General features: G+C 42.8%; 10 protein-coding genes. 5 read left to right on the forward strand and 5 right to left on the reverse strand.

The window, feature by feature from the left end; genetic code table 11:
• Positions 1-40 precede the first annotated feature (40 nt).
• Genes AB6811_RS08755 through AB6811_RS08770 form a run of 4 tightly spaced genes read left to right on the forward strand, consistent with a single transcriptional unit; the run spans position 41 to position 4,869 of the window.
• Positions 41-2,446, forward strand: a complete 2,406-nt coding sequence (locus tag AB6811_RS08755; protein ID WP_369490071.1) for a TonB-dependent receptor — start codon at positions 41-43, stop codon at positions 2,444-2,446.
• A 12-nt stretch (positions 2,447-2,458) separates the two neighbouring features.
• Positions 2,459-3,184: a T9SS type B sorting domain-containing protein gene (locus AB6811_RS08760; protein ID WP_369490072.1), complete on the forward strand. Its 726-nt coding sequence runs from the start codon at positions 2,459-2,461 to the stop codon at positions 3,182-3,184.
• Positions 3,184-4,113 carry a TIGR01777 family oxidoreductase gene (locus AB6811_RS08765; protein ID WP_369490073.1) on the forward strand — a complete coding sequence of 310 codons (930 nt, stop codon included), beginning with the start codon at positions 3,184-3,186 and terminating at the stop codon, positions 4,111-4,113. The genes AB6811_RS08760 and AB6811_RS08765 overlap by 1 nt, the downstream gene beginning before the upstream one ends.
• 48 nt (positions 4,114-4,161) lie before the next feature.
• Positions 4,162-4,869 (forward strand): cell division ATP-binding protein FtsE, encoded by a 708-nt coding sequence (locus AB6811_RS08770; RefSeq protein ID WP_369490074.1) that lies wholly within the window; start codon positions 4,162-4,164, stop codon positions 4,867-4,869.
• Positions 4,870-4,874: 5 nt separating this feature from the next.
• Here the strand turns inward: AB6811_RS08770 and AB6811_RS08775 are convergent, their stop codons facing one another.
• Genes AB6811_RS08775 through AB6811_RS08790 form a run of 4 tightly spaced genes read right to left on the reverse strand, consistent with a single transcriptional unit; the run spans position 4,875 to position 10,749 of the window.
• A complete protein-coding gene (locus tag AB6811_RS08775) occupies positions 4,875-5,963 on the reverse strand; it encodes a GNAT family N-acetyltransferase (protein ID WP_369490075.1) in 1,089 nt (362 codons plus the stop codon).
• A gap of 4 nt (positions 5,964-5,967) precedes the next feature.
• Entirely contained in the window at positions 5,968-6,909 is a 942-nt protein-coding gene (locus AB6811_RS08780; RefSeq protein WP_369490076.1) for a GNAT family N-acetyltransferase, read from the reverse strand.
• Positions 6,893-8,212 (reverse strand): DUF7033 domain-containing protein, encoded by a 1,320-nt coding sequence (locus AB6811_RS08785; protein WP_369490077.1) that lies wholly within the window; start codon positions 8,210-8,212, stop codon positions 6,893-6,895. The genes AB6811_RS08780 and AB6811_RS08785 overlap by 17 nt, the downstream gene beginning before the upstream one ends.
• Positions 8,213-8,271: 59 nt before the next feature.
• Positions 8,272-10,749, reverse strand: a complete 2,478-nt coding sequence (locus tag AB6811_RS08790; RefSeq protein WP_369490078.1) for an endonuclease MutS2 — start codon at positions 10,747-10,749, stop codon at positions 8,272-8,274.
• A gap of 300 nt (positions 10,750-11,049) precedes the next feature.
• On the opposite strand from AB6811_RS08790, the gene AB6811_RS08795 reads away from it, so the two are divergent.
• A complete protein-coding gene (locus tag AB6811_RS08795) occupies positions 11,050-12,180 on the forward strand; it encodes a methyl-accepting chemotaxis protein (protein ID WP_369490079.1) in 1,131 nt (376 codons plus the stop codon).
• Between the two features lie 176 nt (positions 12,181-12,356).
• Here the strand turns inward: AB6811_RS08795 and AB6811_RS08800 are convergent, their stop codons facing one another.
• Complete coding sequence (locus AB6811_RS08800; RefSeq protein WP_369490080.1) at positions 12,357-14,501, reverse strand: Tex family protein; 2,145 nt, start codon at positions 14,499-14,501, stop codon at positions 12,357-12,359.
• Positions 14,502-14,595 lie beyond the last annotated feature (94 nt).

A 14,595-nucleotide genomic window follows, 5' to 3' on the forward strand; every position in this document is an offset into this window, starting at 1 on the left:
ACATGCTGCGATGCGTTTCTTATGCAAAATTCTTTATGCTATGTTACGTAAAACATTATTGCTTTTTATATCGATTATACTATTAAACCCACTCAATGCCCAGGATAAGGGTATGATAAAGGGGAGAGTATTTGATAGTAAAACCAACGAACCAATTCCATTTGCCACAGTAATTGTATATGGAAAAATTATTGGCACCACCTCTGACTTTGATGGCAATTTTGTTATTGCCGGTCTGGAACCTGGGTGGGTTGAGCTACAGGTTACTGCCATTGGTTTTAAACCCTACATTTCCGAAGCAGTAATGGTAACCCGCTCAAAAAATATTTTTATCGATATTCCACTGGAGGAAATGCCCTATGAGATTGAGAGTGTGGTGGTAAAGGCATCGCCTTTTAGGCGAAGCGAGGAAGCCCCGCTTTCTTTACGCCGTATCGGTATCGATGAGATTGAGCGTAATCCGGGAGGAAACCGCGACATTAGCCGCGTTATTCAGTCGTTGCCTGGCGTTGCTCCCTCGCTTGCTTACCGTAACGATGTTATTGTTAGGGGTGGAGGGCCAAATGAGAACAGGTTCTACCTCGATGGTGTTGAAATCCCAAACCTGAATCACTTTGCCACACAGGGGGCTTCCGGAGGCCCAGTAGGAATCATTAATGTTGATTTTGTGCGTGAGGTAAACTTCTATTCTGGCGCTTTCCCCGCCTCAAAGGGCAACGCGCTTAGTTCAGTACTCGATTTCCGTCAGGTTGATGGAAACAGTGAGCGGCTAAAGGTTAAGGGAGCAGTAGGAGCATCGGATTTAGCGCTGACCCTCGATGGGCCATTAAGCAATAATACTACCATGATTTTCTCAGCTCGCCGCTCTTACCTGCAATTCCTTTTTAACGCCTTGGGACTTCCGTTTTTGCCCAACTATAACGACTTTCAGTTCAAGACTAAAACCCGTATCGATACAAAAAATGAGATTACCGTAATTGGACTCGGTGCCATTGATGAGTTTGAGCTGAACCTGGGCTTGAAAAACCCCGATGAGTATCAACGTTACATCCTTGGTTATTTACCTGTAAATACACAATGGAATTATACCCTGGGAACAGTTTACAAGCACTATGCTAGCAATGGCTACCATACCCTTGTGGTTAGCCGAAATATGCTAAACAACAGGCAGTACAAGTTTACGAATAACGATGATAACCTCCCCAAGGTTCTCGACTATACATCGTGGGAGGCCGAGAATAAGTTACGCTATGAGCGCGATTTAGGGTTGAAAAATTACAGTATAAATTTTGGAGCGGGTTTGGAGTATGCCCGATATTTTAACTCCACTTATAGAGCAAAGTTTATTGGTGAAACCTTTACCCCCGATACTTATGAAACCAACATGGATTTGTTTAAGTGGAATATTTTTGGCCAGGTGAACAGAACCTTTTTCGCAAAGTTAACGGTTTCGTTAGGGGTTCGGGCCGATGCAAGTAGCTATTCAGCCGAGATGAATAACCTCTTTAAGCAGCTTAGCCCTAGGTTATCAGCCTCGTATATGCTTAAACCCAATTTATTTTTGAATGCAAATGTTGGAAGATACTACCAACTGCCTCCATACACAGCCTTGGGGTTTGCCAACGCCACTGGCTCTTTAGTGAATAAAACAAATGGTTTGTCGTATATCCAATCGGACCATCTGATGGCTGGTTTTGAATGGCAACCCAATGAGCAAAGTCAGATTACTGTTGAAGGTTTCATGAAATTCTACAATAAGTACCCGGTTTCCAAAAACGACTCGGTGTCAATATCAAGCAAAAGTGCCGACTATGGAACCTTTGGCGATGAGCCTTTAGTGTCCACAGGGAAAGGGCGAACCTTTGGGGTTGAGTTACTTTACCGAAATAAAAAGCTTTTGGGTTTCAATACTCTTTTCTCATACACCTTGGTTAGAAGCGAAACTAGCTTAATGAATAGTAACCTAAAACCTTCAGGTAAATGGATTCCAACATCCTGGGATAATCGCCATTTGGTTACACTTACAGCCACTCGTTCCTTTAAAAAAGGATGGGATTTTGGCTTCAAGTGGCGATTTGTAGGTGGCCCGCCGTACACCCCTTACGATTTAGCAACCTCATCGTTGATAAATGTATGGAATGTTCAGCGTCAGCCATCGCTCGATTACTCCCGTTTCAATAGTCTTCGACTGCAGTCGTTCCACCAGCTCGACATCCGTGTCGATAAGTCTTACTACTTTCAGTCGTGGATGCTGAACTTCTATGTCGATATTCAGAATGTTTACAACTTCCAGGGCGATAGGCCCCCGCTTTACACTACAGTTTCCGATACCAGCGGTAATCCTGTGGTTGACCCAAACGACGCTACCCGATACCTGCTAAAGAAGATTGAGGGAACCGGTGGGGGAACCGTATTACCTACCATTGGCGTAATTGTTGAATTCTAAAAAATGATAACGATGAAAAGATATTCTATCATAGTTTCCGTGATTTTGAGTTTGTTGGTTTTGCAGGAGTGCAAACCAACCCAGCAGTCACTGACCGAAACAATTACTCAAGAGCTGACAACCTCACCATTCAGCAATGGTGTACCAGCCCAAGTTGTAGTAATTGGCGGACAGGAATACAAGTATCCAATTATTGCCATTTGGGTTGAAGATTTAAGTGGGAACTTTATAGGCACACTTTACGCATCGCAATCCATTTCAACAGGAATCTTCCGCTATGGCGTTTACGATAAAGGGAAATGGCTGCCGGGTGAGCGAAATAAGCCAGCTGCATTGCCGCGCTGGAAAAATTTAACCGCGTCAAACGCTCCTCGCGTTAATCAGGGGGTCGATGCGTTTAGCGGTGCAACCCCTTCAGGTTCATTTGCTTTAAAGACCATGCTGCCTGCTGGTATTGATGAATTTAAGGTGTATATGGAGGTCAATAAACCGTGGGACTTTAACAACTACTGGCACAACAACCGGTTCCCGGGCGATGAGGAGTATGCCACATCGGGGCAACCAGCAATCATCTATGAGGCTTTGGTATCTAGAAAAACGGGCGATAGCCTATTCTATTTCAAACCCATTGGCCATAGCAACCCATCGGGGGCTAATGGCGAAATTATTCCCGATATAGCTACCTTTACATCTGCGTTAAAAATAGTAGAAAGAGCCTGGATTGAACTGTCCAAATAATGGAGAAAGTTATTGATAACAAGGTTGCAGTAATTGCAGGGGGAACTGGTCTTATTGGAAGGAGTCTGGTTCCCATGCTCCTAAATGAAGGGTATCGGGTAAAATTGCTTACCCGTAACCCCAAAAAGGTTCAAAAATCTGGTATCAATGTTGATATTATAGAATGGAGCGGTAAACCCGATAGCGAATTAACTGCCCTGCTTGAGGGTGTTGATGTTGTTGTTAACCTTTCGGGCTACAATATTGCAACGCTTTTGACAAAACGAAATAGAAAGAGGATTGTTGATAGCCGAATACTTCCAACAAGGGCTCTAGCGCAGGCTATGACATCATGCCGTAAACCACCCAAAGTGTTTGTCCAAGCTTCAGCTGTTGGCGTATATCCATGTAATAGTAGTTCTGTTTTAACTGAAAAATCGGCAGTAGGTACTGGTTTTTTACCTGCCCTTGTAAGCGATTGGGAAAATGAGGCTTTGGCTTGCGCTAATGTTACCCGGGTGATTTTACTCCGCACGGGTATAGTGCTGGCCAGCGATGGTGGTTATTTTCCTAAAATTGCGAAACCAATCCGTTACTTTGCAGGCGCAATACTGGGCGATGGTAAAAATATTGTCCCGTGGATTCATATAGCCGACCATGTTAGGGCAATAAAGTTTCTTATCGATAATTCGGCTGCCTCGGGAGCATTTAATCTTACCGCACCCACTACCAATTCCAATGCCGATATAGCTTCCCAGGTTGCCCATTACTACCGCCGTCCAATCCTATTCCGCATACCATCTTTTATCCTACACCTTTTGCCGGGAAATATGGCTAACGAGGTGCTTTTGGCAAACCAGCCTGTTTACCCAGAACGTTTAACCCAGTTAGGCTTTAGCTGGAACCTCCCTGTCCTTGAAAATGCCATTGCCGATTTGTTGGCAAAGTAGATTCTATTTTTTTTCTTACCTTAGCGTTTTGAAACATTTCGGCATTATATGGATAATTTTACAGTTGATATTCGTTCAGCCAACATATTTCAGGAGGATAATCTTGTTCTGTCCGATGTTAACTTTTCGCTAGGTAAGGGTGAGTTTGTTTACTTGGTGGGTAGAGTTGGTAGCGGAAAAACAAGTCTAATTAAAACCATTACTGCCGAAATACCTCTCAAAGAGGGCGATGGGCTTGTGTGTGGTTTCAACTTGAAGAAGCTTAAACGCAAGCATATTCCTAAGTTACGCCGAAAAATTGGTGTAGTATTTCAGGATTTTCAGCTGCTTACTGACAGAAGTGTATACGATAACCTGCTTTTTGTGCTAAAAGCAACTGGTTGGAAAGACAAGTCAGCAATAAAGCAGCGTATTGCTGAGGTTCTGGATATGGTAGAGCTAAAGTTTAAGGATTATAAGATGCCCCATCAGCTATCGGGTGGTGAGCAACAGCGTGTTGTTATTGCAAGGGCACTATTGAATAATCCTGAACTTATACTTGCCGATGAGCCAACCGGTAACCTTGACATGGAGACCTCGGAGGGAATTATGCAAATACTCCATAACCTCTCAGCTTCAGGAATCTCCATAATAATGGCAACACACAACAATCAAATCATAAAGAAATTTCCAGCCCGCACCATTAAGTGTGAAAAGGGTAAGGTTGTTGAGACCGAGCAAATGACCGAAATTGATTTCGAAAGTTTGATGGATTAGCGCCACTATATAAATGCACAGTCACCATCGCCATCCATTAGTTCAAAACTGTCTCCTATTGAATCAGCCATACTGTCGGCCACTAGATATTTACGGGTTCGTTTTTTGCTGTAGAAGTAGTATGGTCGTAGATTAAGCATGGAATTCACAATCTTTTGATTGTAAATGTTGATAAATGATGCTTTGGCCCTTGAAGCATGCAGCAGTATCACCCTGGCCATAATATCTTCGGTGCCGCTTTCAAACCAGTAGTAAGGAACTGTAAAACGGGTATTGCTATGCTGCATGAGTAAAACACCAATAAGTTCATCATCTTTAAATACTTTTACCATGTAATATGCAAAGGCAGGTATCACCGAGGCAAAAAAGAACTTTTGTGCTGCTCTGTCGGGCAGCAGGCCGTTAATCAACCACGGATATCGGATAATCCAATTTATCTCTTCAGTGCTTCGTTTTGTAAGCGTGTTGGCTGTTGCTAGGGTTAGCTTGTTTAGTATTTCGTCGTCGGGTCTTGTAAAGTATTCAATTTCAATATTTTTTGGAATTTTAAGAAATTTGCGCGTAAGGTTTGAGTAGTTCAACAAGTTTATGAACTTTTCGGCTGTATAGGAAAAGGGATTGCTATGGCTGCAGCAGTTGTAGTAACTTAATAGGGTTTTGCGTAGGAAAAACCTTTGCCCTTCAATTTTTTTGATAGTTTTAAATGTTTTGGTCTTTTCAAATACAGCTTCGGTAATTTTAGAGAAGTTAGTTGCCATTAACATACCCTTCCAGTCCAACACCACTGCGTCAATTAGTTTTGTGGCTATTCCTTGCCTTCGGAAACTGGGATGAACCCATGCTCCACTAATCCATGCAAATGGTATCGATTGGTTGTTGGCATATGCAATGTCGGGCAATACCGTTAGGTATGCAATAAGTTTTTCGTTCCAGTGGGCTTGGTAAAGCACATTTTCGTTTGAGTTGGCACGGGGGTTTGCTATTAACGACATTGCTCTAACCTTACTAATGGGCAAAAAATCTTTCTCGCTTAAACCCGTATCATCATTGAATAGTTTCAGCTCCCTTAACGAGATTTTTGATATCGACAGCATATCCCTAAATGAGTTTAAGTTTTTGCTTGATGCTAACCAATGCCTCACCTGCCGGTAAGGAGTTACGATGGTAATTAAAATAAGTACACGGTTTTGCCCCAAAACCACTAAAAAATCGTGCAATTGATAAAATCATTGAACCCTCAAAATCAAGTACTTTATCCATTCCGCAGTGGTTTTTTATTACTCCATCCATTAAGTAAAACATTGCACCTTTTTTCTTATTTTCGGGTTCGGCTGAGCCAAGCAGGTAGTGTAAGGCGTTGTGGCTTTCAGCAAACAATGCCACTGCACAAAGTTTGTTATTCCTATCAGTTACTCCGGCAATGTTTGCTTTGTTGTGGGTTAAAAGACTCTCAATGAGTTTCTCAATAACAATGACATCCTTTTTCCGATTAACCATAAAGCCGTATTGCCTGTAAAATTTCATAAAATCTCCCGGATTTAACGTGGTGGTAAGTGTAAACTCGTTGGCAATGGCTTTAAAAATATTCCTTTTGGTATTTTGGTTGTAGTTTCTGAATACTTGCTCGTTATAGTTTAATAAATCGAGCATGTATGTTTTTCGTTTGTTGATATGACCAGTGTGCTTATTGGTTTTATTATGGATGTTAAGATTTAAATCAACATACTTGAACTTTGCGGGTATTTGGTCAATGAACAAATCTACAATATTTGCCGAAATGTGATTTGTTGAAAATAGTCCCAGCTGCTGGCAGTGTAAGGGTTGAACTATGTAGTTTATGCCATATTTTCGTTTTATTGGAAGCGGAAAAAGGTAGCTGTAATCATTTGTTGCCAGTGCCCCCCAGTTTGGAGAAACCACATCCAGATACCATGAGTATGCATAAATACTTCCATTAAAGGCATTGTCAATTGTTGCATTCCAACGCTTACAGTCAATCTCCTCGCGATGTAAAAACTCTATTTCAAGATTTTTCTTCATTCCTGCACATTTCAATGGTTTTTTCCAGAATATCCATGAGCGAAATACCTGGGTTATTTTGAGCTAAGTAATCGATGTGCCATACGCTGACAAAGTTCCCGTTTACATTTTTAACAGCCTGGACCAAGCGCTTAACTAGTTCAAAGGCTTGATTCGGGTCGTAGCGTACAATGTTAAGCAGCGATTTATCCATTATGGCAAAGGGGAAGATTTTTAGATTCTTGGTTGTGTTATCAAATAGGTCGAAAAAGGGGTAGGGGGTACAGGTTCCTGCCCTAAATCCTGGCTTATCGGCATACCCCATTGAGTACTCCTGGGTGATTCCTGCTCGCATTAGCGGGTAGTATGAGTAAGGTATGCTTTGTCGTAGGTAATGAAACCTCGATGCCGATACAGCTTGTCCTAGAATATCTACTAGTTTCGACAGTTCCTGTCGGAAAATTGTATCGCTCAGAAAGGTTTTATATGATGGGTGTATGCCAATTGGATAGCGTGTCGACAGCTTGTTGATCAGATTTAAGAACGAAGGGTTACTGGTTTTTATCTGCTTATCGTATTTGCTCCAGCTGCCAACATGTATAAACCATTTGGTGGCTTCGCCTGCTGGTAGTTTAGTAAATAAATGGTCGTAAATATCAAAGGGGTCTTGTTCTTTGTTTGCAAGCACCCTGAATCGAGTTTTAGCCCTTTTAAAATCGAATGTAATGGCTGACTTGGTAAAGCCCAGTGCGCTTCTGATTATTCCTTTGCCCTTGAAAGCGAATGCGCTGTCCAGGTCAAAAGTTATTTGGCTGGTAAAGCTACGGTGTTTTGAGTGTGAGTTGCCAATCTTTTCCTTAATAACTGCCCCTAGCTTGTGCGCCCAAACATCAACAACAGGTATTTCCAGAAAACCATTTTTGTATGCAATGCTATTAGTAAACCTGAAACGTCCGTGTTTATCGGGCTTGTGGGGTAAGTACTCTTCGTAGCGGGTAACCAGGTAGAATGCGCCTGCAAGCAGGTCAAAAGGAATATCGGCTTTATGGTTCCAGGTCATGGGGAATGCAGGCGTGCTATACCATTCACCTATTTCCATTGGAATTTGGTTGATTCCTGTTTCAAACAGTAGGGTTGTTGGTATAATGCTTATTGAGCCGGGTATCGGCTGTTTATCGTAGCTTAGTATTGGCCCTTTGTATTCCGATGCTTCGGTGTAGGAACTCGATAATCGGTAGGGCATACGGAGTATGTCCTTGAAAATAAATCGGCAAATATATTCTAGCCTCGTACTTGATTGACGGCTGTAAATAAGTAATTCCACAACCTATTATTTTGATTGGCAATATACAAAATGCCTTTCAATTTTCATAGGCTAAGGCGCTAAACGTCAAGGTCAACCACCGTAATTCCTGCCCCGCCAAACTCCACATGTTCGTCGCTAAAGTTTTTTACGCCCGGCGTAGCCTTTAAAAAGTCACGAATTACCTGCTTGAGAATTCCATTTCCTTTCCCATGTAGAATTCGCACCCGGTTGAACCCGAGCATCAGGGCATCATCTATTAAATCCTGAACTGCTTCAAGGGCCTCTTCGGCCCTGTATCCTCGTACATCAATATCGGACTTGAAGTTTAACCTCCGCTTATAAACGTCGAATCCAGTGATTAAAGTTGGTTTCTGCTTTGCCGCTTCACGGTATTCTCCCGTTGATATTTTCTTGAGTTTATTTACCTTAACTACGGTTATCATTCCGCCTATGGCAACCGATGCGCTTTTATCGCTAATGCTAATCACCTCGCCAACCATATCGCTTCCTTCCACTTTCACCTTATCGCCGGGTTCTATTGCTTTTACTTCATCCTCCTTTACAGGTTTGCTTGTTATGGTCTCTTTTTGCTGATTCTTTCGTGCTTTTCTTTCCTGCCGTTGCTTAATAAGTTCCATTTTACGCTCAATTAGAGCGTTAGTGGTTTCTGGATTTTCTATTTCGATTTTTAAATTTTCTAGCTCTTTTCTGGCCTCGCGCGTTCGTTCCTTATCAGCGTTAGTTTCCTTAATGGTTCTAATAGTGTTTTCAATTTGTTTGTTCACGTTGGCCAGTAATTCCTGGGCTTCCTTTTTTGCAGTAGCAAAAATCTCCTTACGTTTTTTCTCTAGCTCTTCCAGTTCCTTTTGGAGTTTTTCCTCAGCCTCTTCGGCTCGTTTATTGGCAAGCCTTATGCTTTCGCGTTTCTTTTCCCAGTATCGTTTGTCGCGCGATATCTCACGCAGATGCTTTTCAAAGGTGATGTAATCGGAGCCCACCTTCTGTGATGCCACATCCAAAACCTTTTCCGGAAGTCCAATTTTTCTTGCAATTTCAAATGCAAAGCTACTGCCGGGCTTGCCAATTTCAAGCTTAAACAGGGGCTCAATACGTTCGTTGTCAAAAAGCATGGCTCCGTTTACAATGCCAGGTGTATTGGCGGCAAAATGTTTAAGGTTGGAGTAGTGAGTTGTAATAACCCCAAAAGTTCCTTTGTTGCATAGCTCTTGAAGAATTGCCTCGGCTATTGCTCCTCCAGCGGTAGGTTCAGTTCCAGCCCCAAACTCATCAATTAGCACAAGGCTTTGGCCATCGGCATGCCTAAGCATTTGTTTCATGTTGATTAGGTGCGAGCTGTAAGTGCTTAGGTCATTCTCTAACGACTGCTCATCGCCAATATCGATGAAAATCTTTGAAAATATTCCCATTTCGGAATTTTCCAAAACACACGGAAGGAAACCGCATTGTAGCATGTACTGCAGTAACCCAACCGTTTTTAAACAAACCGATTTGCCCCCGGCATTAGGGCCCGATATCAGTAGAATCCTATCGTTTAGGTTCAGCTCAATATCGAGCGGAACAATCCTTTTCCCCTCTCTTTTAAGGCTCAGCTGTAGAATTGGATGTCGGGCTTGACGAAGGTATATTACCGTTGAGTTACTGTTTAGTATGGGCTTAACCCCATCAAACTCCATGGCTAGTAGCGCTTTTGCCCTGATGAAATCAATTTCGCCTATGAAATCGTAGGCAGTAAGCAGCTCCGGCAGGTACGGTCTTATACTATCGGCTAGTTCAATCAGTATTCTAACTATTTCACGCCTCTCCTCGTACTCAAGTTCCCGAATTTCATTGTTAAGTTCAACCACTTCAACGGGCTCAATGAAAACGGTTTTGCCGGTAGCCGACTCGTCATGAACAATCCCCTTTAGTTTCCTTTTGTTTGCAGCCGCAACGGGAATAACCACCCGTCCTTCGCGGACTGTTGGCTGTGTGTCAGCTTCAACAACTCCTTGTTCGCGAGCGCTGCGCATTATTCCTTGCACTAGCTTGTTTACCGATGCTTCCTTTGCTCTTATGCTTGCTCTAATTTCGGCCAGCTTTGTCGATGCATTATCCTTTATTCGACCGTATCTGTCCAGAATGCTGTCAATACGTTCAATAACATAAGGGTAGTAGTTTATTCCTGTTGCAAGCTTCGCAATTGCTGGGTATTTATCCGATACCCTTTTCACAAATGCAAGAAGTTGCTTTATGGTATCCAGCGAGCGCCGTAGCTGTTGTAGCTCATTCTCATCGAGCCATTGCCCTTCCACATTAAGTTTACGTAGGGCATGAGTAACATCAATAAAGCCATCGGTGGGGAAGCCATCCTCCATCTGGCAGATAGTCTTCATTTCATGGGTTTGCTCAATCCATTCAAAAACAATGTCAGGATTGGTGTTGAATCCGGCATCCCTTACTCGCTGTTCGCCAAGTTCACATAGGCAGTGCGCAAGCGTTAACTCGCGAACCTTATCAAATCCAACCTTTTGCTCAAAGGTATCGGGGTAAATCATTGTAAATGCAAAATGTTAGTTTGTGCAAAGTTAGCGATTTGATACCGATGTGGATGAAAATTTGTTGCTTGAAGTATAGAAAATAACTCATTCTATTTATGGTTAATGTATTGAAAGGCTATAGGTTTCAGTTGTCAAAACCTGAATTATTATGGTTTAGAATGCAATTGCGATTGTAATCCTGAGTTATTCATGTTTCGGATACCATTATGTTAATGCTATAATTTGATGTTGATTTTTTTTATAACTTACACATCAATTAGTTCAAATCAGTAGCCAACATTTTAAAAAAAACTATCTATGGACTTCATAATTAGTTTACTTATCAGCACTCTAGTTTCGGGAGTGGCCGCTGCAATTCTCCTTAGCAGGGTTTATAAGAATAGCATATTTGTGAAAGTTGGCATTGTTTGGCTAATAAACCTGCTGTTCATCATGACAACGGTGAGCATCAGGGTGAAATTTTACGATGGCGACACATTGATTCGTTACGTGATGCTTGCCGTTAACGTGCTTTTCAGCGTGCTATGCTTTTATTACGCAACCATAAAAGTGGTTCGTCCGCTATCAAGGGCAATTGATAAGCTTTACAAGCTAGCCGAGGGCGATTTTAACATTCCCGATGACGATACAAATGTCAACCCCAAAACCGATTTGGGTCAGCTTATTCAGGCTACCAGTATGATAAAGGATAACTTTGGGCGAATTGTTTTGCAAATCCAAAATAACGTGAGCAGGTTACGCGACATGAGCGATGAGCTAAACACCATTTCAAGCCAGTTGGCTGAAGGGGCTGCTGAGGAATCATCGTCAATTGAGGAGATATCATCGTCCATGGAGCAAATTGCTGCCCATATTGAAAGGAATGCCGATAACTCTAAGCAAACCGAGGTTTACTCGCGCAAGGTTCTTGATGGCGTTAAAAATCTGAACAAATCGGCTGAGGAGAATTTGGAGTCCATCAACCACATTGCTCAAAAAATCAATGTTATAACCGATATAGCCTTTCAAACCAACATACTTGCACTTAATGCAGCCGTTGAGGCAGCCCGTGCAGGTGCACATGGCAAGGGCTTTGCCGTGGTTGCTGCTGAGGTGCGTAAACTTGCTGAAACAAGCAAGCTGGCCGCCGATGAAATAGTTCAGCTAGCAGGTAAAAGTGTGAATGTTGCCCAGCATACTCAGGTCATGCTTAACGAGCTTATTCCTGATATTACACGAACCACCAATCTGGTTGAGGAGATTACATCTGCAAGTATTGAGCAGCACGTAGGTGTTGAGCAGGTTAATAATGCCATTCAACAGCAAAATGTTGTTGCACAGCAAAATGTTGCTATCAGCGAGGAGGTTGTTACAACCAGTAATAAACTTTCAGAGTTTGCAAACCAATTTGTGGAATTGGTATCGTATTTTAAGATTCGGAAGGAATAGATTCTGTTTGTTGATTCATCGACTGTATTTTTCAATTAAAAAATTTTGGTTTAACTGTTCACTTTTACAATTCCTCTAACTTCCTCTAACTCCATCCCATTCTATCTATTCCGACTCATTCCGATTCATTCCGACTCATTCCATAAAATTCATGTCACTTGGTGTAAATGCATTTCTTACTGCTCCACATCCTTCATTGATAGTTGAATCCTTTTTCTGGGAATATCAACCTCAAGTACTTTCACCTTTACGTGTTGGTGTAACTTAACAACATCAAGCGGGTTTGATACAAATCGGTTGGCCATTTGCGATATATGTACCAGCCCATCTTGCTTAACACCTATATCAACAAATACTCCAAAATTGGTGATATTGGTAACTATCCCGGGCAGTACCATCCCGGGCTTAAGGTCATCAATGCTAAAAACACCTTCGGCAAATTCAAATACCTTGATAGCTTTACGTGGGTCACGACCGGGCTTTGAGAGCTCCTGCATTATGTCGTTTAGTGTGGGCAGGCCTACCTTGTCGGTTACATATTTTTCAAGCTTGATTTTTGTCCTTAGCTCCTCATTCCTGATTAGGTCCACTACTGAGCAGCCCAAATCGGCTGCCATTTTTTCAACAATATGGTAGCTTTCCGGATGAACAGCTGTGTTATCGAGTGGGTTTTCAGCCTCGGCAATTCTAAGGAATCCCGCACATTGTTCAAACGCCTTTTCGCCCAGGCGTGGAACCCTTTTTAGCTCATCTCTGCTTCTAAATGCGCCATTTTGGGCTCGGTATTCAACAATGTTTTTTGCCAGCTGGGGTCCAAGCCCGGAAACGTACGTTAGTAGGTGCTTGCTGGCTGTGTTCAGGTGAACCCCAACGTGGTTAACACAGCTTTCCACAACCTGGTCAAGGCTACCTTTCAGCTTGGTTTGGTCAACATCGTGCTGGTATTGGCCTACGCCAATCGACTTGGGGTCTATCTTAACCAGCTCGGCCAACGGGTCCATTAGGCGACGGCCAATTGAAACCGCTCCCCGAACGGTTACATCGTATTCTGGGAATTCCTCGCGAGCCACCGGCGAAGCCGAGTATACCGATGCTCCATCCTCGCTAACAACAAAAACCTTTACATCGCGGTTAAACCTAATTCGTTTAATCAATGCCTCGGTCTCACGACTTGCTGTTCCGTTACCAATTGCAATAGCTTCAATCTTATAGGTATCAACCAATGCCGATATCTTACTCATGGCCTTCCCTTGCTCGCTTTGGGGTGGGTGTGGAAAAACGGTTTCGTTATGCAGTAGGTTTCCCTGTGGGTCAAGGCAAACCACCTTGCATCCTGTTCGGTAGCCTGGGTCAATGGCAAGCACGCTTTTTTGACCAAGGGGTGGCGAGAGTAAGAGTTGCCTCAGGTTTTCAGCAAAAACCCTTATGGCCTCATCGTCAGCTTTTTCCTTTAGTGCGGCGGTAAATTCGTTTTCAATCGATGGTTCAATAAGTCGTTTGTAGCTGTCGGCTATTGCTAGCTTTAGCTGTTCGGCGGCTTCGCCGTTTGAACGGATAAATACACGCTCCAGCTCTTCAATAACAGGCTCAGTTGGAGGAGTTATGCTAACCCGCAGGTATCCTTCGTCCTGCCCGCGCTGCATCGCCAAGAACCTGTGCGATGCACATCGCTTCACCTCCTCCTCCCAGTTAAAGTAGTCGGAGTACTTAATGCCCTCCGTTTCCTTGCCCTTTACCACCTTCGACTTTATGATGGCCGATTTTCGGAAATGCTTTCGGGCCACGTTTCGCGCTTTCTCATCTTCGCTAACCCACTCCGCAATAATATCGCGTGCGCCGGCAAGCGCTTCGTCAGCATCGGCAACTTTATCGTTTATAAAGGCTTCTGCCTTAGCAAGTATGTTCCTTTCCTGCTGTTTAAAAATCAGTAAGGCTAAGGGTTCTAATCCTTTCTCCTTGGCAATGGTTGCCTTAGTTCTTCGCTTGGGTTTGTAGGGTAGGTAGATATCTTCCAGTTCGGTAGGGTTATAGCAGGCAATAATTCTTGCTCTAAGTTCATCGGTTAGCTTTCCTTGCTCTACAATGGTGGAAAGTATAGTTTCCTTTCGTTTGTCGAGTTCTGAATACTTAACGGATAGGTCACGGATAGCAGTAATTTGTGTTTCATCAAGGTTCCCAGTCATCTCCTTACGGTAGCGGCTTATGAAAGGGATTGTAGCACCCTCATCAAGTAGCTTAATGGTGTTCGCAACTCCTCGGCTGTTAATGTTAAGTTCAGCTGCTATCAGTTCTACGTGCTTGGTTTTACTTGCTATCTCCATAAATTTCAATTTTCATCGCAAAAAAACGAAATTATATTTTGGCTTGCAAACAAAAAAAACGGCCACCTAAATAAAAGTAGCCGTTCTTAATTTT

The sequence above is a fragment of the Tenuifilum sp. 4138str genome, assembly GCF_041102575.1.
Classification (GTDB): domain Bacteria; phylum Bacteroidota; class Bacteroidia; order Bacteroidales; family Tenuifilaceae; genus Tenuifilum; species Tenuifilum osseticum.